The sequence below is a fragment of the Chlorogloeopsis fritschii PCC 6912 genome (assembly GCF_000317285.1).
GTDB classification, from domain to species: Bacteria; Cyanobacteriota; Cyanobacteriia; order Cyanobacteriales; family Nostocaceae; genus Chlorogloeopsis; species Chlorogloeopsis fritschii.
The window spans coordinates 24,862-47,148 of the sequence record NZ_AJLN01000045.1 but is presented as its reverse complement, the minus strand read 5'-3'; the positions used below and the strand labels follow the sequence as shown (position 1 = coordinate 47,148).

22 protein-coding genes and 1 tRNA gene are annotated in these 22,287 nt (G+C 42.5%); 14 read left to right on the top strand and 9 right to left on the bottom strand.

Features of this window, described 5'->3' with window-relative positions; genetic code table 11:
- Nucleotides 1-140: 140 nt before the first annotated feature.
- The 5 genes from yqeK (at nucleotide 141) to UYC_RS0104655 (ending at nucleotide 3,047) form a co-directional block, all read left to right on the top strand.
- Entirely contained in the window at nucleotides 141-737 is a 597-nt protein-coding gene (yqeK, locus tag UYC_RS0104675) for a bis(5'-nucleosyl)-tetraphosphatase (symmetrical) YqeK (RefSeq protein WP_016873488.1), read from the top strand.
- A 130-nt stretch (nucleotides 738-867) separates the two neighbouring features.
- The gene (rsfS, locus tag UYC_RS0104670; protein WP_016873487.1) at nucleotides 868-1,329 is read left to right on the top strand and encodes a ribosome silencing factor; all 462 of its coding nucleotides are present in this window, start codon (nucleotides 868-870) and stop codon (nucleotides 1,327-1,329) included.
- A complete protein-coding gene (locus UYC_RS0104665; RefSeq protein ID WP_016873486.1) occupies nucleotides 1,326-1,826 on the top strand; it encodes a CGLD27 family protein in 501 nt (166 codons plus the stop codon). Before rsfS ends, UYC_RS0104665 begins: the two co-directional genes overlap by 4 nt.
- Nucleotides 1,827-1,976: 150 nt before the next feature.
- Entirely contained in the window at nucleotides 1,977-2,930 is a 954-nt protein-coding gene (locus UYC_RS0104660) for an asparaginase (RefSeq protein ID WP_016879271.1), read from the top strand.
- A gap of 40 nt (nucleotides 2,931-2,970) precedes the next feature.
- Nucleotides 2,971-3,047 (top strand) — tRNA-Met (locus UYC_RS0104655).
- A gap of 462 nt (nucleotides 3,048-3,509) precedes the next feature.
- On the opposite strand, the gene UYC_RS0104650 is transcribed toward UYC_RS0104655, so the two are convergent.
- Together UYC_RS0104650 and UYC_RS0104645 are read right to left on the bottom strand one after the other, a co-directional pair.
- Nucleotides 3,510-5,042 (bottom strand): SagB/ThcOx family dehydrogenase, encoded by a 1,533-nt coding sequence (locus UYC_RS0104650; RefSeq protein WP_016873484.1) that lies wholly within the window; start codon nucleotides 5,040-5,042, stop codon nucleotides 3,510-3,512.
- Nucleotides 5,043-5,205: 163 nt separating this feature from the next.
- Nucleotides 5,206-5,595, bottom strand: coding sequence for a DUF4359 domain-containing protein (locus UYC_RS0104645; protein ID WP_016873483.1), 390 nt, complete (start codon nucleotides 5,593-5,595; stop codon nucleotides 5,206-5,208).
- A 335-nt stretch (nucleotides 5,596-5,930) separates the two neighbouring features.
- Between UYC_RS0104645 and UYC_RS0104640 the strand changes: the two genes are divergently transcribed.
- Together UYC_RS0104640 and ilvC are read left to right on the top strand one after the other, a co-directional pair.
- Nucleotides 5,931-6,803, top strand: a complete 873-nt coding sequence (locus tag UYC_RS0104640) for an aldo/keto reductase (RefSeq protein WP_016873482.1) — start codon at nucleotides 5,931-5,933, stop codon at nucleotides 6,801-6,803.
- A gap of 18 nt (nucleotides 6,804-6,821) precedes the next feature.
- Nucleotides 6,822-7,856: a ketol-acid reductoisomerase gene (gene ilvC, locus UYC_RS0104635; RefSeq protein ID WP_268743982.1), complete on the top strand. Its 1,035-nt coding sequence runs from the start codon at nucleotides 6,822-6,824 to the stop codon at nucleotides 7,854-7,856.
- A 320-nt stretch (nucleotides 7,857-8,176) separates the two neighbouring features.
- Here the strand turns inward: ilvC and UYC_RS0104630 are convergent, their stop codons facing one another.
- The 3 genes from UYC_RS0104630 to dtd all read right to left on the bottom strand — a co-directional run bounded on the left by UYC_RS0104630 (nucleotide 8,177) and on the right by dtd (nucleotide 9,689).
- Entirely contained in the window at nucleotides 8,177-8,677 is a 501-nt protein-coding gene (locus UYC_RS0104630; RefSeq protein WP_016873480.1) for a MogA/MoaB family molybdenum cofactor biosynthesis protein, read from the bottom strand.
- A 106-nt stretch (nucleotides 8,678-8,783) separates the two neighbouring features.
- On the bottom strand, nucleotides 8,784-9,122 hold the full coding sequence (gene psb28 / locus UYC_RS0104625; protein WP_016873479.1) for a photosystem II reaction center protein Psb28: 339 nt from the start codon (nucleotides 9,120-9,122) through the stop codon (nucleotides 8,784-8,786).
- Nucleotides 9,123-9,245: 123 nt separating this feature from the next.
- A complete protein-coding gene (dtd, locus tag UYC_RS0104620) occupies nucleotides 9,246-9,689 on the bottom strand; it encodes a D-aminoacyl-tRNA deacylase (RefSeq protein ID WP_016873478.1) in 444 nt (147 codons plus the stop codon).
- A gap of 59 nt (nucleotides 9,690-9,748) precedes the next feature.
- Here dtd and UYC_RS0104615 point away from each other — a divergent pair, with 59 nt between their 5' ends.
- Nucleotides 9,749-10,519, top strand: coding sequence for an Rpn family recombination-promoting nuclease/putative transposase (locus UYC_RS0104615; protein WP_016873477.1), 771 nt, complete (start codon nucleotides 9,749-9,751; stop codon nucleotides 10,517-10,519).
- Nucleotides 10,520-10,642: 123 nt separating this feature from the next.
- Here the strand turns inward: UYC_RS0104615 and UYC_RS0104610 are convergent, their stop codons facing one another.
- Nucleotides 10,643-11,743, bottom strand: coding sequence for a CobW family GTP-binding protein (locus UYC_RS0104610; protein ID WP_026087365.1), 1,101 nt, complete (start codon nucleotides 11,741-11,743; stop codon nucleotides 10,643-10,645).
- A gap of 132 nt (nucleotides 11,744-11,875) precedes the next feature.
- Between UYC_RS0104610 and cysS the strand changes: the two genes are divergently transcribed.
- The 5 genes from cysS to UYC_RS0104585 all read left to right on the top strand — a co-directional run bounded on the left by cysS (nucleotide 11,876) and on the right by UYC_RS0104585 (nucleotide 19,047).
- Nucleotides 11,876-13,429: a cysteine--tRNA ligase gene (gene cysS, locus UYC_RS0104605; RefSeq protein WP_016873475.1), complete on the top strand. Its 1,554-nt coding sequence runs from the start codon at nucleotides 11,876-11,878 to the stop codon at nucleotides 13,427-13,429.
- Nucleotides 13,430-13,593: 164 nt separating this feature from the next.
- The gene (locus UYC_RS0104600) at nucleotides 13,594-14,724 is read left to right on the top strand and encodes an AI-2E family transporter (RefSeq protein ID WP_016873474.1); all 1,131 of its coding nucleotides are present in this window, start codon (nucleotides 13,594-13,596) and stop codon (nucleotides 14,722-14,724) included.
- A gap of 123 nt (nucleotides 14,725-14,847) precedes the next feature.
- On the top strand, nucleotides 14,848-16,290 hold the full coding sequence (locus tag UYC_RS0104595; protein ID WP_016873473.1) for a TldD/PmbA family protein: 1,443 nt from the start codon (nucleotides 14,848-14,850) through the stop codon (nucleotides 16,288-16,290).
- Nucleotides 16,291-16,416: 126 nt separating this feature from the next.
- Nucleotides 16,417-17,763, top strand: a complete 1,347-nt coding sequence (locus UYC_RS0104590) for a TldD/PmbA family protein (RefSeq protein ID WP_016873472.1) — start codon at nucleotides 16,417-16,419, stop codon at nucleotides 17,761-17,763.
- 345 nt (nucleotides 17,764-18,108) lie between these two features.
- Nucleotides 18,109-19,047, top strand: coding sequence for a geranylgeranylglycerol-phosphate geranylgeranyltransferase (locus tag UYC_RS0104585; protein WP_016873471.1), 939 nt, complete (start codon nucleotides 18,109-18,111; stop codon nucleotides 19,045-19,047).
- An 8-nt stretch (nucleotides 19,048-19,055) separates the two neighbouring features.
- On the opposite strand, the gene UYC_RS0104580 is transcribed toward UYC_RS0104585, so the two are convergent.
- Both UYC_RS0104580 and dhaL read right to left on the bottom strand, forming a co-directional pair.
- Complete coding sequence (locus UYC_RS0104580) at nucleotides 19,056-19,634, bottom strand: sugar O-acetyltransferase (RefSeq protein WP_016873470.1); 579 nt, start codon at nucleotides 19,632-19,634, stop codon at nucleotides 19,056-19,058.
- A gap of 48 nt (nucleotides 19,635-19,682) precedes the next feature.
- The gene (gene dhaL, locus UYC_RS0104575; protein ID WP_016873469.1) at nucleotides 19,683-20,306 is read right to left on the bottom strand and encodes a dihydroxyacetone kinase subunit DhaL; all 624 of its coding nucleotides are present in this window, start codon (nucleotides 20,304-20,306) and stop codon (nucleotides 19,683-19,685) included.
- A gap of 263 nt (nucleotides 20,307-20,569) precedes the next feature.
- On the opposite strand from dhaL, the gene UYC_RS0104570 reads away from it, so the two are divergent.
- Nucleotides 20,570-21,382 carry an alpha/beta fold hydrolase gene (locus UYC_RS0104570; protein ID WP_016873468.1) on the top strand — a complete coding sequence of 271 codons (813 nt, stop codon included), beginning with the start codon at nucleotides 20,570-20,572 and terminating at the stop codon, nucleotides 21,380-21,382.
- 37 nt (nucleotides 21,383-21,419) lie between these two features.
- Here UYC_RS0104570 and UYC_RS0104565 read toward each other — a convergent pair whose 3' ends face one another.
- Entirely contained in the window at nucleotides 21,420-22,205 is a 786-nt protein-coding gene (locus UYC_RS0104565) for a 3-hydroxybutyrate dehydrogenase (RefSeq protein ID WP_016879268.1), read from the bottom strand.
- Nucleotides 22,206-22,287: the final 82 nt, after the last annotated feature.

Sequence of the window (22,287 nt, the reverse complement as noted above, 5' to 3'; positions counted from 1 at the left end):
ATACTTTTTGAATACTAGCCTTCGCTACAAAAATAGGCTAAATCTGGGCAAACAAATCCAAGCCGATAACTCCGTTAGAATAGGAATATCTATTCAATAACATTTGTTGCCACAATCCTGAATTCAGGTATTCAGCTATTATGCGCCAAAAAGTCTTAGCTTGGTTAGCAGAGAATGTTCCTGCGTCGCGAATCAACCACATTCTCAGGGTCGAGCAAATGGCAATGGAGCTAGCAGAGCATTACAATTTGGATCGAGAAAAAGCCGCTACAGCTGGGCTAATGCATGATTTAGCAAAATATTTTCAGCCACAAAAACTTTTGCAGATGGCAGAAGTTGAGGGATTGGAAATAGATGAAGTGGTAGCAGCATCTCCTCATCTTTTACATGCAGATGTCAGTGCCATTGTCGCTAGAGATACATTTGGTGTTAAAGATGAAGAAGTATTACAAGCGATCGCCAATCACACCTTAGGTAGACCAGGTATGAGTCCGCTGTGCTGTATCGTATTTTTAGCAGATACTCTAGAGCCAGGGCGTGGCAATAGTTCAGAATTACAAGCATTAAGACAAGTTTGTTGGGAAAATTTGGAGCGGGCTGTTTGGTTGACTTGCGATTACACTTGCAAATTTTTGCTCTTAAGTCCTCGTTTGATTCATCCGCGAGCGATCGCTACTCGCAATTGGTTCTTGCAAAAGTCGAAAGCCAAACAGCCAATGATTCAATCAAGCGCATAGACATCTGTATTTTTTGTTAGTATTCAAAAAAACCAACTTATTATTTACAGTTGCAATTCCATGGTCTTTTGCCAGTAATTGTAAAAATTTATCAAAATTATCAAAAAAGAGAAAAAGCAGCTGAGGTTTAATGTCTGATTATTTCCAAGCAAACTTCCCATTACAATCAGTCGCTGTGACAAAAGGAGCGGTAAGAAACCTGCAAATTGATACTAATGCAACCAGTCAAAATGTAGCCGAAACAGTTGCCGAAGCAGCATCAGACCGGAAAGCAGGTGATATTCTATTGCTGAGAGTAGCAGATGTGTCTTACCTGGCGGATTACTTTGTGGTGATGACTGGTTATTCAAGAGTACAGGTAAGGGCGATCGCCGATGCGATAGAAGACAAAGTACAACAAGATTGGCAAAGGCGTCCTCTACGGGTAGAAGGTAAAACCGAGGGAAATTGGATTTTGCAAGACTACGGCGATGTGATTGTTCACATTATGATGCCCAAAGAGCGCGAGTTTTATAATTTAGAAGCGTTCTGGGGACACGCAGAACATATCGAGTTTCCAACATCTGATGATGGTGGAGGTAAACAAACATGATCGAGTCCTCGGTCTCAAATTGCCCTGTTCCATCCGAGCAACAACCGCTAAATGAGTACGAAGAGCTAAAATCATCTTGGCTATTTCGTGATTGCACGCTAGATTGGCGCGAGTATATCACGAAATTAACTTGTATTTGGGGTTTATCTTGGCCAATTGCAGCAGCCGTCGCAGCAGTTAGCTTTCCCCCACACAAACAAATTGCCCATTTTCTCCTTTGTGGTTCTGCCGGAGCAAGTTTGGGTTTAATACTCATACTGCTGCGATTATATTTAGGTTGGTCTTACGTGCAACATCGCCTAGCTAGTCCAATCATATTTTATGAAGAGTCTGGTTGGTATGACGGCCAAACTTGGACAAAACCGCAGGAAGTGCTCACCCGCGATCGCTTAATTGTTACCTACCAAATCAAACCTATTATCCAACGGTTACAAATTAGCTTTGCTAGCTTGGCTGTGTTGTTCGTTGCTGGTACTATAGTTTGGCACTTAGTTTAAATTCTCATCAGTCATTGGTTAATGGTTAGTAGTTAGTAGGTAGTGGCTAGTAGTTGGTAATTATTCCTAACAACTAACAACTAACAAGCAACAACTAACACATGACAAATGACCACTCACAAAAGACAAAATAGCGATAAATAATCACCCATGACAATGGGAAAACGAACTCAAGCCGCCGTATTGGAAGTTAGGTTGCTGCGCGAAGGCATAATTGAATCAAAGCATATAGTCCAAGCTGTTGTATGCGACAACCGAGGACGAGTGCTTTCTGTTGCCGGAAATGCTGAAACTGCAACATTTGTCCGTTCCGCACTCAAACCGTTTCAGGCACTTGCCGTTACTAGCACAGGTACCTTGGAACGCTACGACCTTAGCGATCGCGATTTAGCGATTATTACCAGTTCCCACAAAGGAACAATACAGCAAGTACGACAAGTATTTAATATCCTTTGGCGAGCTGATATTGATCCTTCGGCACTACAATGTCCGATCCCCGAAGGCAAACGCAGTCCTTTGGAATACAATTGCTCTGGGAAACACGCAGGAATGCTAGCTGTTTGTCAGCAGTGCAATTGGTCTTTCAATAACTACTTGCAGCGCAAACACCCGGTACAGCAACTGATTATAGCCAAAGTAGCAGAAGTGCTGAAAATGCCAGCCGAGGAATTTATCAGCGTTCACGATGATTGTGGTGCACCCACCTATCTCATGCAGCTTGGACAGATGGCATCGTTGTATGCTCAACTAGCTGCTAGCAGTAGTTTGGATATGGAGCGTATTGTCCGTGCCATGACTCATCACCCGACGCTGGTAGCGGGAGACGGAGAATTTGACACAGAACTGATGCGTTTAGCACCAGGAGAAGTCGTAAGTAAAGCTGGTGCAGAAGGAGTGCAGTGTATTGGTAGACTCGGCGAAGGTATGGGATTGGCAATTAAAGCCATAGATGGGGCAAAACGGGCAAAGTATGCGGCTGCTATTCACTTGCTCCAACAAATGGGTTGGATTAGTCCCTCTGTTGCCGAAGCCTTATCAGAAAACTTTATGAACTTAGGTAGATACAAACGTTTAGAAGTAATTGGAGAATTATCGATTTTGTAGTTGCTAAATTTCTGACTTCTAGTTATACTAGAGAAGACGACGCGGGATAGAGCAGCCTGGTAGCTCGTCGGGCTCATAACCCGAAGGTCGATGGTTCAAATCCATCTCCCGCCACCAAATACGAAGTAAACCTCTGCAGCTTTAATAGTTGTGGAGGTTTATTTTATTGGGAAATTAAATTTAGAAATCACCCTCGTTACCAAGTTCAACCTGGTAACAAGAATTAGAGCCAAAGGCTCTTGCTGAGAATGGCGCAAGATGTCAGGTATCCTTTTTATTCTGTCGCTTTTGTTGAGATACCCGGCTAGCTAACAGAAAATGCATACAAAGAAGTTGAGTGCGATCGCTTGACTTTTAAGACATTCGCTACGAGATTCTTTGACTCATATCTCGCATCTGTGCTCTTGTGTGCCAAGAAAAAATTTCAAAGGCTGCAAAGCTAAAGTCTACTAAAGGAAACTGGGTAAAGTTTTCAGTCAGTTTTAACTGACTTCAGCTATAAGCCTAGAACTGAAGTTCTAGGCGTTTTAGGGACGAGGTGCAAGATGAGAGTTGAGCTATTCCCGCGGAAGATGTTAATTATCTTGGTTTTCCTAAAGTAGTAACATACAATACTGCTTCATCAGCAGGAATACCCAAAACTTCATTAACTTGATCGTCAAAGAAGCCACCAATACCACTAACGCCTAAACCCAGGCGAATAGCAGCTAAATTTAATTTTTGTCCCAAATGCCCTGCATCCATGTGTAAGTAACGGTAAACGCGATCGCCGTACTGGGCAACAGCTGCTTTCAAATCTGCTGTATGAAACAAAATTGCTGCTGCATCCCTTCCTAAGTCTTGCCCCAAACAAAGAAAGTGTAATTCTCGGCGAAAGTTTTTAAAGCGAATTTGTCGTAATTCTTGCGCTTTTGGTGCGTAATAGTAACAACCTGCCTCCAGCCCTTCTACCCCAGAAACAGCGATAAATGTTTCGATTAAATTCAAGTCAAAATAGTCTGGAGCAATATCTAAATTCTGATCTATGTAATGTTGAGGTTGGTAAGTGAAATCAAGTAAAGCTTTTAATTCATCAAAGGTTAAATAATCACCATTGTAAGCACGGGTAGAACGTCGCTTGAGAATAGTAATTTCTAAATCTTCCAACTTTTCGCCCCAGCTAATTGGTGTGGTGGCAGTAGAAATTTTTTGACAAAAAGGAAAGTTGTATTTATCTTCTAAGGATTTTTCTTGTTTTACCTCCGGCAAGTTCAATTTACCTGTTGTACCTGCTTGAATTTCGGTGGCTTGATGAAAATACTTCAATAACTCACCATCGGGAATTTCAGGATAATTAGTTTCGGTAGCCGAAGGTAGAGCCGTTCGCCATGTAGGCAAATTTTGTTTAATATCAAATAAATCTGCTAGGGCAACAACAGCGATCGCTCCTTCTTGCTGGCGATCGATATAAAGCAACTCGTTTACTGCTTCATCCACAAAACCGCCGATTAAATGAGGGCGATAGTCACAAACAGCGCTTGCCAACTCGATATTGCCTAACAAATGTCCCGTATCTAGAAAAATGCGACGGTAAGCCCTATCTTCGTAGCGCCACGCCGAACGATAGAAAACAGCAGTGACAATAATTGCCAATTGAGTATTTTCCAGAGCCGGATGCCAAAAACAAGCTTTTTGCAGAGCTTGCCAAACATCACTTTCCCAATAATGCATTAGGGAATGAGTGCGACACTGGTAGTTATACAGCCCTGATGGTAAAAGTTGCGTACCGCGAGAAACTAAATATACTTCCGCTGGATACAAACCACCCGCACTAGGTGCTGCACGAAGATACACCGCACTTCCCATAGAAGGCATTTTGGCAGTCAATCCATAACTGCAAAACAAAAGCCGCGACAATCTTTGCCACCATTGAGCCTCAGGATTATTTGTAAAATCTTCCAGCTTTTCTTCAATATAGGGCTTGAGGTCAAAATTCGAGCCAATTTTGTACTCCTTGAATGGTACTGGCTGTTTCGCCCAGTCTAGCCTTTTACTTTTTGAAGCGATCGTTTGCGGATCGTATTTAGTGCGTTCGTGGTAGTGCTGGGCTATTGATTGGCGGAGTTCAGGCATAAGAGTTTAAATACGTTGCTGCTACATATCTTGGCATTCCTCTGCGCCATCATTTCGTCATAATTAGTACAAACCTTAGGTTTTTATGGGATGAGCGTCAGAGGCGCATCTATATTATTAAAATTAGCATTTCACAATACCACTCAATCGGATAAAAACCCGGCTATTTTTGAAACGTGAGGAAATTACCGAAGGCACCAATGGTTTTAAAGTTATATTGAGAAACTTTTGTAGTGTAAGTACTGAAAATAAAAAAGTTTTGCTGCTCCGTTGAATCAGCGATAAATTCTTTAATGCTGATACTTTGAAAAGCTAGCCCTGTAGATAATCCAGATTTACAGGTGGTGGTTGTAATTTTACCAACTTCCTCCCATAATAGCCCTTGTGGTAACTTCGGCCCTTGACAAATAGAGTTTTGAATTTCGCTGGTAAGTCTTGTGGCAGCGTAGTCAATGTAAGTATCTTTTTTCGGGTTTGTAAATAACATTACGCCACTAACAGTCATTAATAGGAGCAAACTTTTACCTAAACGGCTTTGCAAAACAGTCTTCATAGTTTTATTAAAAGTATGACTTTGGGAAAATGATTGGCTATTTGACTGTAACTACAACAGTGTTTATATCTATTTCTGAAAATTTTTAGAGAAATTTTTAGGTAAGTAAGTCAACATCAATAAACAGATCCCCGACTTCTTAGATAAGTCGGGAAACAAACTTAGAAGTACATTTTGGAGTAAAATAATGCAAGTAGAAAAAGAGATATTTTTAGTAAATTACTAATTGTTTATATTTATTTAGAGCAGACAATCAACCATGTGAAGGATGGATTCTCACCAAAAGTCTGACTAGTTAGTGAATAGTTAATGTAACTTAAAAAAAAGCTAGACACATGGGAAAAAAACAACTAGGAAACACGGATGTCTATGTTAGTGGTATGGGTTTGGGAGCGATGCCAATGTCGTTAAGCAGCCGCCCTTCAGAAAGCGAGTCTATCAGTGTCATTCACCGTGCTTTGGATTTGGGAATCACTTTCATTGACACCGCAGATTCCTATTGTAAAGATGAATCTGACAAGCACCACAACGAGCGGCTAATTTGTCAAGCGCTGCAAACTTATAATGGAGATGCAAGTGATGTAGTTGTGGCAACCAAAGGTGGTTTGATGCGCCCGCAAGGCAGCTGGATACGCAACGGAAATCCAAAACATTTACGGGAGACTATTCACGCCAGCTTTGAGGCTTTAGGTGGAAATAAACCAATTGATGTTTGGCAATACCACGCACCCGATCCCAACTATACAATCGAGGAATCTCTTGCACCAGCCAAAGAAGCAGTCGCTGCTGGAATGATTAAATTTGTAGGAGTTTCTAACTTTTCTGTAGAACAAATTCAACGAGCGCGAGATGTAGTTGATATTGTCTCGGTGCAAAATCAATACAATCCTTGGCATCGTCAGCCCGAATTTGATGGCGTACTGGAGTACTGTGAAAAAGAAAATTTGACCTTCTTACCTTGGAGTCCTTTTGGTGGTAGTCGCCGCCACAAGAATTTGCAAGATATTCCGGTAATAGCGAAGCTAGCAAAGGAAAAAAGTGTATCGGTTTATTGCATTGTGCTAGCGTGGTTGCATTCCAAATCTCCATGTGTCTTGCCTATTCCTGGTGCTAGCAAGATTTCTAGCATTGAAGATTCAGTACACGCTCTTGAAGTAAAATTATCTCATGATCAAGTGCAAAGAATTGATCGAGAAACGGCATCATGATCCGGTAAAATAACAAGTCTGCGATTAAACAGGATGCTTGCTGACGGAGACGCACTTATGGCTCGGATGTATTACGACACAGATGCAAATTTAGACCTTTTAGCCGGAAAAACAGTTGCCATCATCGGTTATGGTTCCCAAGGTCATGCCCACGCTCTTAATCTTAAGGATAGTGGCGTGAACGTGATTGTCGGATTATATCCGGGTAGTAAGTCAGCGGCTAAAGCTGAGGCAGCAGGCTTAACCGTAAAGAGTGTGGCAGATGCAGCCAAAGCAGCCGATTTGATAATGATTTTGTTACCTGATGAGGTACAAAAAGCTGTTTATAAAAATGAAATTGAACCTTATTTAGAAGAAGGAAATGTGTTAGCTTTTGCTCACGGGTTCAATATTCATTTCGGGCAAGTCGTTCCACCTCCTTTCGTTGACGTGATTATGGTAGCACCCAAAGGGCCGGGACATTTAGTACGGCGGACTTACGAACAAGGACAAGGAGTACCTTGCTTGTTTGCTGTATATCAAAATGCTTCTGGGCAAGCACGCGATCGCGCCATGGCATATGCTAAAGGTATCGGTGGTACTCGTGCAGGTGTTCTGGAAACTACCTTCCGTGAAGAAACTGAAACCGACTTGTTTGGCGAACAAGCTGTGTTGTGCGGCGGGTTGAGTGCTTTAATCAAAGCTGGATTTGAAACTCTCGTAGAAGCCGGATATCAGCCAGAGTTGGCTTATTTTGAATGTCTTCACGAAGTCAAATTGATTGTTGACTTAATTGTGGAAGGTGGACTCGCCAAAATGCGTGATAGCATTTCCAATACTGCGGAATACGGCGATTATACCCGCGGCCCCAGGGTTGTGAATGAGCAAACTAAAGCAGAAATGAAAAAGATTCTGCAAGAAATTCAAACCGGGCAATTTGCACGGGAATTTGTCTTAGAAAACCAAGCTGGTAAACCTGGATTTACCGCTATGCGTCGTAAAGAAGCCGAACACTCCATTGAGGAAATTGGCAAAGATTTACGTGCTATGTTTAGTTGGATGAAGAAAGACTAGGGACTAGGGACTAGGGACTAGGGACTAGAGCGTGTTTTCAAACTATTTCGTTTAGCCTCCTAATTTTTTAGATCCCCCCAACCCCCTTAAAAAAGGGGCTAAGAGTTTCTTAAAGTCCGCCTTGGAAAGGGGGATTTAGGGGGATCAAAGAGTTTGAAAACAGACTCTAGGGGCTAGGAAAAGGACAAGGGGACACGGAGACACACCAGACACGGGGAATATTTTTGATAATTTATCCCTCTCTCATTCCCCCACTCCCCCACTCTCCCCATCTCCGCCTCCTGTTCACTAGTCCCTAGCCTAAGCGCCTCTAGCCCCTATTAACGCAATAAATTCACCAAGTGAGCAAGTTCTGGCAAAATTAGTTTTTCCATTGCCAATCGTACAGCGTTGCTGGAACCAGGAAGAGAAAATATTAATTTGCTTTGATAAACACCGGCTACAGCACGGGATGCGATCGCCCGCGAACCAATTTCTTGATAGCTTAAAAAGCGAAATAATTCTCCAAAGCCAGGCAAAGTTTTTTCCAGTAATTTTTCGATGGCATCGTAGGTAGTATCTCTGGGTGCAATGCCCGTGCCACCATTAAAAATCACAGCATCCAAATAAGAATTTTTACCCAGCATCTCTAACTGCCCTTGAATCTGGGTTGGTTCGTCTTTAATAATCGTGTAGGCTCCGACAGTGTGGTTAGCAGCGTTAAGTAATTGCTGAATTAGCTGACCACTTTTATCATTTTCTTTTGAACGTGTATCGCTGACGGTAACAATAGCACAAGTTACCGTAATTCCTGGTTGGTCAGGGTGTGGCTGGTGCATCATCATCTTTTAAATATGGGGGTGGAAATATAGAAATGTTAGGAAAGGATTTCCCCTACCCGCTCTACTTTCCCGTCTCCCCACTGTCATCTTAAACAGTGATAGCAGCTTATTCAGCTTTATTAAATCCCAAGCCATTTTCTTCTGCATACCGCTGCATAAACCGCATGAAGCGCTCCCATTCTTCTGGAGATTTCATTACATAAACAGCTTCTAATGCTTCTGGTTTACCGTTGATAAATCTGCCTTTGACTTCGCGGGTAACTAGTTCGCCCTCTTCATCAATTAAATACATCCCAGTGATTTCGTCGGTGCTGCCGTTGCTTAATGCTTTGGGATTTTGAAAAATGAACGTCGCTGTACCACTGTTGCCAGTTCGCGATCGCGTTAAACGCACTTCTGGAATCACTTCCTCGTCGATACCTTTAGAAAACTGAATTGTTGCCATGATGAGTGAATTTAAAGTTTTGTGATGGTCAAACTAATATTCTCTCATTAATTTAGTACTAAGTAGTATTAAGCAGTCTAGATGCAGTTGAAATTTTTATCTACGTAAATTTAACTAATTAACTTATTTTTCAAGTAGCAAAGTTACAGGGCCATCGTTTTCGATCGAAACTTGCATCATTGCCCCAAACTTACCAGTTTCCACCCTTAAACCACTTTCGCGTAACTTGGCAACAAAACGGTTATATAAATCTTCGGCTGTTTGGGGAGCTGCTGAACGGTCGAAAGAAGGACGGCGACCTTTGCGACAATCACCGTAAAGAGTAAACTGACTTATTACTAACAACTCGCCGTCAATTTCTTGTACAGATTTTTGCCAGCGATCTCCACCTTCGCGATCGGGAAATAGCCGCAATTCTAAGCATTTACGTACCATCCAATCAAGTTCGGCATCACCATCAGTTTCGGCAATGCCCACAAGTAAATTTAATCCTCGTCCAATTTTGCCGACAATTTCACCATCAACAGTAACTTGAGATGATTTAACTCGCTGGATGATAACGCGCATATCGATTGTAAATTTTAGATTTTAGATTGTGGATTTTTATCTTTTGATAAAATCCCCTCATGTTCGATAATATTTGTAAATTTCTTGCCGAAAACTTCTCCAGCGACTTTGCCAGTTGGCTATTGGGAGAACCAATAACTTTCACTGAATTAAGTCCCTCGGAACTATCTCTTGAGCCGATTCGCGCTGATGCGCTGATATTACTTCAATCAGATGAAGTTGTACTTCACCTCGAATTCCAAACCCAGCCCAAAGCCGAAATTCCTTTTCGCATGGCAGATTATCGGTTGCGCGTGTATCGCCGTTTTCCTCAAAAACGAATGTCTCAAGCAGTAATTTATCTACAACAAACCTCTTCTGAACTGGTGCAACAAGATACATTTATTTTAGAGAGAACTCGTCATGAATTTGATATATTTCGGTTATGGGAGCAACCAACAAATGTATTCTTACAGTATCAGGGATTGTTGCCATTTGCAGTATTAAGTAATACCAGTGACCGTGCTGAGACATTACGACAGGTTGCTCAAGAAATATCTAAAATAAGCGACCAAAGAACACAAAGTAATGTTGCAGCATCAGCATTCATTCTGGCTGGGCTAGTATTAGAGAAAAACATTGTTAAACAGTTGCTGCGAGAAGAGCTTATGCAGGAGTCAGTGACTTATCAAGCTATCAAAGACGAAGGTCGATCTGAAGGTATTCGACGTGTGGCTATCAATCTGCTGAGAGAGGGAATGTCAGTAGAAATGGTAGCAAGAGTAACCGGATTAACGGTGGAACAGGTGCAACAGTTAGAAATTTCAGCAGGTGAAAACCAAGGAGAGTGATAAAAAAGTCAAAAGGAGCCAGTGCGTTGCGGGGTTTTCCCCGTTGTAGCAACTGGCGTTCAAAAGTCAAACAAATCAAAATGATGGACTAATGACCAATGACTAATGACTAATGACTAATGACTATTTCCCAAAGCCTTTGCCACGAGATGTAGAAGGTAAACACACGCAGTTTTCTAGTTGTTCTCGTAACTGCTCGTGATCTAGATTTTGCCCAATTAGCACCAATTGATTTTTTTTCTCGCCTTTCCACTCTTCATCATCTAGAGTAAAACGCTTGCCGCATAGGTGGAAAATGTGGCGTTTGGGACTCTCTTCAAACCACATAATTCCTTTTGCTCTAAAAACAGTATCAGGGAGTTGATTATCTAAGAAATACTGGAACTTTCTGATCGCAAAAGGTTGGTCACTTTCAAAAGATAATGAGGTAAAGCCGTCATTTTCCAAATGGTGGGAATGATGGTGATGGTCATGGTCGTGATGATGATCATGACTACATTCTGAGTGGTCGTGATCGTGATGCTCATGATCGTGATCGTGATGCTCATGCTCATGAGCTTCCTCAGCATCAAAATACTTGTCTGACTCAAACAAACCGACGCTGAGAATTAAGGGAAGCGGCACTTGCGATCGCTTGGTGTGGATAATTCTCGCTCCTTCTTTGATTTCCCGTATTTTGGTTTCTAGTGATTGTAATTCTTCCTCAGAAACCAAATCTGTCTTATTTAAAAGAATTACATCCCCGTAAGCAATTTGACTGTAAGCTGCTTGAGAATTAAATAAATCCAAGCTGTAATTTGCCGCATCTACAACGGTAATAATCGAATCTAGACGGGTTAAATCGCGCAATTCTGTACCCAAAAATGTCAAGGCAACTGGTAGCGGATCGGCGAGTCCAGTTGTTTCTACTACCAGATAATCGAGATTTTCTTGACGTTCTAAAACTTTGTAAACGGCATCAACCAAATCATTATTAATGGTGCAGCAAATACAACCATTATTTAGCTCCACCATATTCTCTTCAGTGGAGATAATTAGCTCGTTATCGATGCCAATTTCACCAAATTCATTTACTAAAACAGCAGTTTTTAAACCTTGCTGATTGCTGAGGATGTGATTGAGTAAAGTAGTTTTTCCGCTACCGAGAAATCCAGTAATAATTGTGACTGGTAACCCTTGTTTAGGAGAATCCATTGAATGAGATTCGGGGGTAACTGCTTGCATAGCGCTGCTGTTAAAAAAGTCAAAATAGAAATGTAGCGCAGAGAGTCCAGAAAACTCTAGCATAGGGATACTGGACATACATCCTAGCTACTCTAATTTATTATTGCGTATATCATTCAGTATTACTGTGTTATGACCCTAACTGTTTACAATACTCTCACTCGTCGCCAAGAACCCTTTGAAACTGTCGAACCAGGAAAGGTAAAAATGTATTACTGCGGCGTGACGGTGTACGACTATTGCCATTTGGGTCATGCTAGAGCTTGTATTGTTTGGGACGTTGTGCGTCGCTACCTACAATTCATTGGCTATGACGTGCGTTTTGTCCAGAATTTTACCGACATTGATGACAAAATCCTTAATCGAGCACGGCAAGAAGGCTCATCTATGGAAGCTGTCGCCGATCGCTTTATCAAAGCCTATTTTGAAGATATGCGGCAGTTGAAAATTAAAGACGCCGATGAGTATCCGCGTGCAACTCATACAATGAATGGCATTCAACGGCTCATTCACGATCTAGAAAACAGAGGTTACGCCTACCCTGCTGACGGTGATGTCTACTACGCTGTGCGGCAATTTCCTGAGTATGGCAAACTTTCCGGACGTAAATTAGAGGATTTGCAGGTTGGTGCAAGTGAGCGAGTCAATGTAGAAGATCCAGATTATCAGAAGAAAAGAGAGCCGTTTGACTTTGCCTTGTGGAAAGCAGCAAAATTAGGAGAACCTTATTGGGAGTCACCTTGGGGTAAAGGACGTCCAGGATGGCATATTGAGTGTTCTGCAATGGTACGCGATCGCCTCGGTGAAACTATTGACATCCACGCTGGCGGTGCTGACTTAATTTTTCCCCACCATGAAAATGAAATTGCCCAATCTGAGGCAGTAACGGGTAAACCATTAGCTCGCTACTGGTTGCACAACGGCATGGTGAAAGTCGATGGCGAGAAAATGTCTAAATCTTTGGGCAACTTTATCACCATTCGCGAGTTGCTGGAGCGAGGCGTAGATCCAATGGCATTGCGATTGTTTGTGTTGATGGCACACTATCGCAAACCGATTGATTTTACCGATGAAGCGATCGCTGCTGCCACTAACGGCTGGCAAACCCTCAAAGAAGGTTTGCTTTTTGGTTACAAACATGGAAAGGAACTAGGGACTAGGGACTGGGGACTAGGGACTAGGGAAAGGACAAGGGGACAACCAGACAAGGAGACAAGGGGAGAAGAGGTGCTGATCGATCCTATGCCTATTGCCCAATCACCGATCCCCGATCCCCGATCTCCAATCCCCAATCCCTACATAGAGCGTTTCCAAGATGCTGTAAATGATGACTTTAATTTTCCTGGTGGGTTAGCTGTGTTATTTGAATTAGCCAAAGAACTGCGCCGGGAGGGAAATCTTTTGGTACATGAAGGAAAAACCGAAACACCACCAGAGGAGTTATTTGAACAATGGCAAACTCTACTAACCTTGGCAGGAGTTTTAGGTTTAGAAGCTCAAATTGAGGAAGAAAAACCAAAGAGGGGTGGTTTAACTGATGCAGAAATTGAAGCCCTGATTCAAAAACGCCAAGAAGCAAGAAAAGCTAAAAATTTTGCTGAAGGCGATCGCATCCGCAATGAACTACAAGCCCAAGGTATTACCTTAATTGACAAACCCCAAGGTACGGAGTGGCACCGAAATTAAAGGATGAAGGATGAATTAATACAATATTTCATCCTTCTCTAGCTGTCCCCTGTTCCCTATCCCCTATCCCCTGTCACCTGTCCCCTATCCCCTGTCCCCTGTCCCCTATCCCCTGTCCCCTGTCCCCTATCCCTGTCACCTGTCCCCTATCCCCCATACTTTATATGTCCGAAAAGCATCAGGCGATATCTTTACTTAATCTCCTGTTGATTATCGCCACTTTCTTTTTGGTTGTTCTGTTGTGGCAATTGCGGAGCTTGCTGCTGACATTAATGATTGCAGTAGTGCTAGCAGCTGCGATCGCCCCCATCGTTGATGCTGCGGAAAGACTGCGACTGCCACGGTGGCTAGGTGTGATTTTGGCTTACGTGGGTTTAATTGCTAGCTTAATAGGGCTAGGTTTAATAATTGGCCCCTCTGTTGCCGATCAAATCCAAAGATTGGGTAGTAGACTGCCAGCCTATTTAGAAAATTTGCGGACGACATTGGAAAATTTAGCCGTGCGGATGGGTATTTATCAGATAGGAACAATCGATCAATTCTTTGACATCCAAGCACTCACTAATTGGTTGATTCGTTCTAGCCAGCAGTTGTTGGTGCGTTCTTTTGGATTGACTCGCGGCATCGTTGGTGGTGTCGTAAATCTGATTTTAGCTTTGGTCATTTCCGCCTACATGGTTGCTGGTAGCGAAAATTTAATCAAAGGATTGGTAGCACTATTTCCCAAACCCTGGGATGAGCGTCTCGCTGCCCAGGTTGCACCCATTTCTCGTCGGATGGGAGGTTATATTCAAGGTCGAGTTTTGGTGTCCGCTATTTTAGCCTTTGCTATTACACTGGGTTTAGGCATTTTGGGACTTTCGGAGTTTGCCTTAGCATTGGGTGTAATTGCTGGCTTTACAAATTTGATACCATTTGTCGGGCCGATATTAGGAGCGATTCCAGCTTTAATAGTCGCAATTCCTCAAGGAGGGTTAACTTTCCTCTGGGTACTATTGTTATTTGTCATTATCCAGAATTTAGAAAGTTACGTACTCGATCCTTTGCTGGTAGGTTCTTCAGTGCGAGTTCATCCGTTGTATCAACTTTTAGCAGTACTAGGAGGAACGCAAGTTTTAGGAATTATTGGTGCTGTAATCGTCCCACCTTGGATCGCTGGTTTGGCAGTGTTACTAGAGAATCTTTATCTACGTCCAAAATTAATCGCAGAACAGAGAGATAATCTCTCAGAAGCTGTAATTTGTTCAGATAACCAACAATTGTCGGATGGAGCATCTAAATTATCTGGGAAATAACCCCGTTCCCCGTTCCCTGTTCCCTATTCCCTGTGTTTCTTCAGACGTATAAGGTTAAGAAAAGGTTATTGATTGATAAATGTAATTGATTTTCACTTATATTTACTGGAATTTTAAGAAAATATGTGGTCTGAACTAACAAAAGCGATCGCCAATATCAACATTCCCGCAGATTGGATTGGGATCAGAGTAGTTAAAGAAACTTCTTCCCATTGTTATTTCCGTGATGCCTTACCGCAAAGTAATGGCAAATCTTCCACAATGGGAGCAATGTTAGAAGTAATGGTAAATGGCTGCATTGGCTATGCCGCTACCAATCATTTAGAACTTGCAAGTTTGCAATCTGCTGCCGAAAAAGCTTATAAACAGGCATTAGCAGCAAGCGAGTGGTGGATACATCCATTCCAAGCCGCAACTGAGCGCCCCAAAGTTGTTGGTGAATATATTTCGCCATTTCTCGAACCATTAGATGCTCTTAGCACTGCTGAAATCAACGATTTGTTAGTCCGTACCTGCCATACCCTAAAAGTTTCCGAACAAATAGTCCAAACTACAGCCAGTGCTACCACTACCGAAAGAGAAACTTGGTTTGCGAGCAGTAATGGCTCCCAAGTGTATCAAAAATTTATTTCCTTACGCCAGCATTACGGTGCGATCGCCCAAGAAGGAGCGATCGTGCAACACCGCACTAACAACGGTTGGGAAGCCAACTGTTACCAAGGCGGTATGGAACTATTCAAACGAGACGATACATGGCAACGGGTGCAGCACATTGGCGAACAGGCAGTTGAACTTTTAACAGCCCAAGAGTGCCCAAATACACGCACAAATCTGGTACTAGCCCCAGATCAAATGATGTTGCAAATTCATGAAAGTGTTGGACATCCTCTAGAAATTGACAGAATTTTAGGAGATGAGCGCAACTATGCCGGAGGTAGCTTTGTTAACAAAAGTGATTTCGGCGTTTTGATATATGGTTCTCCCCTCATGAACATTACCTTTGATCCCACCATATCTGGAGAATTTGCCAGCTATGGCTTCGATGATACTGGTGCTGTGGCAACGCGGGAATATTTAATCAAGGAAGGTGTATTAATGCGGGGTTTGGGTAGTTTGGAAAGTCAAAAACGAGCGGGAGTACCAGGAGTAGCTTGTGCGCGTGCTTGCTCTTGGAATCGACCAGCTATTGACCGGATGGCAAACTTAAATTTAGAACCAGGAAAAGCATCTTTTGAAGAAATTATTGCTGGCATAGAACATGGAGTTTACATGGAGTCTAACCGCTCTTGGTCAATAGACGATCGCCGCTATAAATTTCAATTTGGTTGTGAGTATGCAAAATTGATTGAAAATGGTAAGCTCACCAAAACACTCCGCAATCCCAACTATCGAGCCACAACACCAGAGTTTTGGCATAGCTTAATTAAAGTTGGCAACTCCTCTAGTTGGGAGATGTATGGCACTCCTTACTGTGGCAAAGGAGAACCAAATCAAGCTATTTGGGTAGGGCATGGTTCACCCGTTTGTGTGTTTGCTAATGTCGAAGTATTTGGCGGCGGAACATGAAGAGGACAAGGGGACAACCAGACGCGAGGAATGTAAATGAAAATTTCTCCCTCATTCCTACCCAACTCTCCCACTCTTCTTTACTAGCCCCTAGCCTCTAGCCCCTTTTTTCTAGATAGGAATATAATGAAACACCAGGAACTATTAGCTTTAGAAGACAGCTTTAACCAATTAATTGAAACTCTTTTAGATAAAAAAGAAGATAGTGAACAATTCACTGTGAAATTGAACAGTGAATATAGTCAATTTACGCGTTTCAATCATGCCAAAGTGCGACAAACAGGCACTGTTGCTGATGGCTGGGTTGAGTTGACTTTAATGCAAAATCAGCGCAGTGGTTTTCGACTAATTCCTTTCACTGGCGATCGGGAAGTAGATTGGCAAGTAGCATACAAAGCTTTACAAGAACTGCGTGAAGAGGTTCCCCTGCTACCTTTAGATCCCTATTTAGTTTTGCCATCAGGAACTAACACCAGTAGAGAAATTCATACAGGTAATTTGTTACCTGAAGAAGCTGTAGTGCCAACGGTACTAGAATTGGTGAATGAATTAGATTTTACGGGTATCTACGCCGGGGGGTTTGTAGTTAAAGCTTATGCTGATTCGAGTGGTCAGAAACACTGGTTTGCTACCGATTCTTTTACTTTGGACTACTCTATATTTACTACCCAAGAACAAGCTGTAAAAGGCACTTTTGCAGGCAGTAATTGGCATCAAGAAGCTTATGCAGCCAAAATTGATGAAGCTAAAAAGCAACTAAAATTACTTTCTCGTCCTGTCAAACAGTTGCCACGAGGAAATTATAAAACTTATTTTGCACCCGCAGCAGTTGCTGATTTATTAAGTATGCTTTCTTGGGGAGGTGTGAGCGAAGCTGATTTACAACAAGGAAACAGCGCCTTAGCAGCCCTATCTCGTCAAGAAAAATTGCTTTCTCCTACATTTAATCTCAAAGAAAACTTTCAACTGGGATTAGTACCGCGTTTCAATGAATGGGGAGAAATGGCAGCACCAGAATTACCAATAATTACAAATGGGATTTTGGTTAATACCTTGATCAATTCTCGCACTGCTAAGGAATATCAAAAAACTGCCAATGGTGCTAACAGTGCTGAGTCTTTGCGTGCGCCGGAAATAAGTCCGGGCAATTTAGCATTTGATCGGATTCTGCCAACTCTTGATACTGGCTTATATGTATCAAATTTGCATTACTTAAATTGGAGCGATCGCCCCACGGGAAGAATCACAGGTATGACTCGTTATGCCTGTTTTTGGGTAGAAGGTGGCGAAATCATTGCTCCAATAGAAAATTTGCGCTTCGATGAAAGCCTTTATCGGTTTTGGGGAGAAAATCTGGTGGATTTGACTGATTTTCAAGATTTTATTCCCGAAGTAGGAACATACGAAGGTCGTCAACTCGGAGGTAGTATGGTTCCTGGTATGTTGGTTGAGGATTTTACATATACGCTTTAGTACTAAGATGCATATCTAGGCAAAACTTCGCTTTATGTCAACAGTGAATTTTGCCCAATCCAAAATATTGCATATTTTTACAAACATCTTGACAAAATACCCATATCAATATCTATAAGATAGACTAGGTAAATAGGTGTATATAAAACAAACTAAAAATAAGTATTTCAAGAGTTTTTTCGCCTATACCCAATGCTCTATAGCCTAATACCTGAATTTAACGAGTAGAAGTTTTTGCTTGTGGATGGATTGAGCAAAAATTTTTACCCAGGTTTTAGGAGCAGTGGCAATGGGAGTGAAATACTATGTTTTATTACCCACATAATTGAATATGTGAGGTTAACGATGAGCGAACAATTGCATATTGACAAAAAAACTAGTTCGTTCACTTCTGCATCAGGAAATAATAATTCTTCTTTACCTGACTCTAGTGACAAAATTCGCCTAATTCGTGATTTTGCTCAACTTTTTCGATTGCCAGTTGCTATCCTGGCTGCTTTAGTAGGTTGTGCTACTATCTATGCGTTAAACTCGGCAGTTCCATTATATAAATACTTGCTGACGGCAACTATTTTAATTTGTACGCATTCCGCAGCCTGCGCCATCAATGACTACTGGGATATAGACAAAGATAGAATAGATCACCCACAAAGACCATTACCATCTGGACGTCTTTCACTGCAACAAGTTTGGTGGGCTGCTGCTATTTTGTTTGCCTGCGCTCTAATCGCAGCAATTCCTCTTGGAATCTATTGCTTGATCCTAGTAGCCGTGAGTTCCATCTTGCTATGGAATTATTCGCATCTGTTAGCCCGTAACGGTATTTTTGCGAATTTTATTGTGGCAACAATTGCAGGTGCAATCATTTTTCTGGGTAGTTTAGTAGTAAATCGCCCCTTGGCGCTACTTTATCCTAGTGCTTTTGCATTCTGCTACACTCTGGCGAAAGAAATTATCTGGGATGTGCATGATGCAGCAGGCGATCGCGCCCAGGGAATTATCACCGTTGTCAATTCTTGGGGAAGGAAAAAGGCTTTCTCAATTAGCTGGGGATTAATTGGTACATTGCTTGTGTCAATTCCTCTTGCAGTATTATTGCTGCCAATGGCACATCCTCTGATATTTGGAGTTTTCTCCTCAGTCATGTTGCTAATGATGGGAATGGCACTGGCACGCTATCAATATCAAGATAGTGTGAATGCTTACGAGGGATTTGTATTTTGGGATCGCATAGGTATGCTTGTGGGAGCAGTAGGTTTGTTGGGGGCTGCTCCGGCTGTGTAATATCAGGTTTAGGATTCCAAAGAGCGGATGACGCGGCAGGGATTGCCAGCAGCAACGACATTAGCAGGAATGTCTTTGACAACAACGCTCCCGGCTCCAATGGTAGTGTTGTCACCAACCGTCACACCCGGACAAATAATTGCACCACCACCAATCCAAACATTATTACCAATCGTGACAGGAGCAGCTAATTCTAGTTCTCTGTGTGTCAGTCGTTGGATCGGATCGGTGGGATGATAGGCAGTGTAAATCTGCACGTAAGGAGCGCAAAGAAGATTGTCGCCTATATGCACGGTGTTACAGTCTAGAATTACGCAGCCAAAATTCATATATAAATTTTTGCCAGCATATATATTGCTACCGTAGTCACACAGAAATGGTGGGACAACCTCAAAATTTTGACCTAGTTTGCCAAACAGTTCTTGGAGAATTTGCGATCGCTGTTCTAATTCTTCTTCGGTAGTAGCATTATAAAGACGAGCGAGCCGACGCGCTCTTTGGCGCTCAATCACTAGTTCAGGATCGGTGGAAAGATACAGCTCTCCTGCTAGCATTTTTTGTTTTTCAGTCTTTTGTGAATCTTGCATCGATCACACAGAGAATCAGATTCCTAATTTTTATCCTGGCTTTAACTATCAAATAATATCTAACAAACTCTTCAACATTAAATAAGAAGAGGTTGCTCCTGGATCTTGATGCCCTACACTGCGTTCTCCTAAATAGCTGGCACGGCCTTTTTTTGCTTGCATGGGAATAGTTTCTTTCATACCCTGTTCTGCCGCAGCTACAGCTTTTTGCATTGCTTCCAGCATGAGTTTACTTTCTTGTGCAGCCTGCCCAAAAGCTGCTACAGCTGGAGCTAAAGCATCCACCATTGTTTTATCACCCAATTGTGCTTTGCCGCGTCCAATTACGCCTTCTAAACCAGCTTGCAGCATTTTAAGCATATCTTGCTCGGTTAGTTCTTGTTTGCCTGCGATCGCCGTACTGGCTCGTAAAAATAGAGTGCCATAGAGAGGGCCGCTAGCACCACCGACTGTGGAAATTAGAGTCATACTCACTGTTTTCAAAATGCTACCGATATCTTTGTCTGCAACACTTGGCAGTTGAGTTATCACCTTTTGGAAGCCGCGAACCATGTTGATACCGTGATCGGCATCACCTATGGCTGCATCTAATTCTGTCAAATAGTCTTTGTTCTCCTCAAGTGTAGTTGCAAATTTCTGCAACCATTTCACAACCTGCTCCTTGCTCACCATACTTAACCTCACAGCCTTCGTGTAATATAATACTACAAAAAGTTATGTTTCTATTTTTGAAATTTGAACTCAGGTGCTTTGAGAATGGTTAGAGCCTGTAATTACCGAACCATAATAATTTTAGGCTTCATAGACAGATACAAAGCGTCTCTTCAAAACAGCCGCACCAAGCGATCGCATTGCTTTCCTCACGTATACAATTGCAGAGAGGTGTTACATAGCTGAGAAAACGAAAAACAAAATCGAATCAAAGGAATGGAATAATGCCGTTTCTCACTGCTGATGATGGTATTCCTATCTACTACACAGATCAAGGGCAAGGTATCCCTATCTTCCTCATTCACGGCTGGATGATGAACCACCAATTTTTCAAATACAACATTCCGGTACTAGCCCAAACCCATCGTGTGGTAACTATGGACATTCGCGGTCATGGGTATTCGGGAAAGCAGGAGATTAACTGGACATTGCAGCAGGCGGCTAGGGACGTGCGCCAGATCGTCAATTATCTGGATTTGAGTGAGGTGATCCTCGTTGGCTGGTCAATGGGAACTACTCTTATCCACAATTATTTTGACCAATTTGGAAGTGAGAAGCTTAAAGGGGCCGTTTTTATTGACATGACACCCTATCTGCTCAAGACGGAGGATTGGGAACATGCCGTATTTGGTAAAATGGATCTTCAGGCAGCTGTGAATCTAGCATCCAGTATCATTAAAGACAGAATGCAGATTGCGGAAAAGTTTGTCCCAGCCTGCTTCAACGTTAATCTAGTGGTAGATCCGGCGCTTAGGGAATCGTGGATGCGAGAGTCGATGTTGACACCAAACAGTGCGATGGTCGCTTTTTGGCTGGACATGGTGACCTACGATTGGCGTTCCCATCTCGCGCAAATCCCAGTTCCTGTTTTACTATGTTATGGCGCACATAGTGCAGTTTATCCCACTCAGTTGGGCAAACATATGCACGAACGTATCCATAATAGTCAGCTGATTATGTTTGAACACAGCGGTCACTCTCCATTTTGGGAAGAACCAGAACGTTTCAATGCTGAAGTGGCACGCTTCGCTGGCTAATTTGCGGTTCATATTTCTATTTATTTTGCACGATTAGTTACTGTGCTGACCAACCTGCATCAATTGACAGTGCTGTTCCTGTCAAAGTTTTACAGGCATCGCTGCATAGATAAATGGTCATAGCTGCAATCTGTTCTACGGTTACAAACTCCTTAATGGCATGATGCGCCAGCAGGACTTTAGGAATCACTTCATCCTCTGACAGGTGATGGGCTTTGGCTTGTTCAGAAATTTGCTGACGTACCAAAGGAGTATCAACGTAGCCAGGACAGATGGCATTTACGGTAATGCCAAACTCCGCTACATCTAGCGCTGCTGCCTTGGTCAATCCTACTAGTCCGTGCTTGGCAGCCACATAAGCTGACTTGTAAGCTGATGCTACCAGACCATGTACAGAAGCGATATTGACGATCCGTCCCCATTTTTTCTCTTTCATGAACGGTAATACGGCACGGATGGTATAAAAAGCTGAAGAAAGGTTGGTAGCAATAATCGCATCCCATTTCTCGATGGGAAAAGTATCTATCGGCTCGACATACTGAATACCAGCATTATTAACCAGAATATCAAGGCTACCTAGTTTCTTTTGTGCATCAGTAATCATTGTCGTAACTTCTTGCACATTACCCACATCGGCCTTGTAATATAAGATTCTTTGCCCCATCTTTTCCAACTCCTGACGGGTATTTTCTGCTTCTTCCGGCGTATCGATCCCATTCAGAATAATATTCGCCCCTTCTTGCGCCATTGCTGAGGCAATGCCGCGACCGATGCCAGTCAGCGAGCCAGTAATTAGGGCTGTTTTACCTTGTAATCTCATCATGCATGGTCTCCTTTCCCTTAGAGACTTGTGCTAAGACCTTTCTGGTTAGCTATGCTGAAGAACTCTAGATGTAGAGACGCGA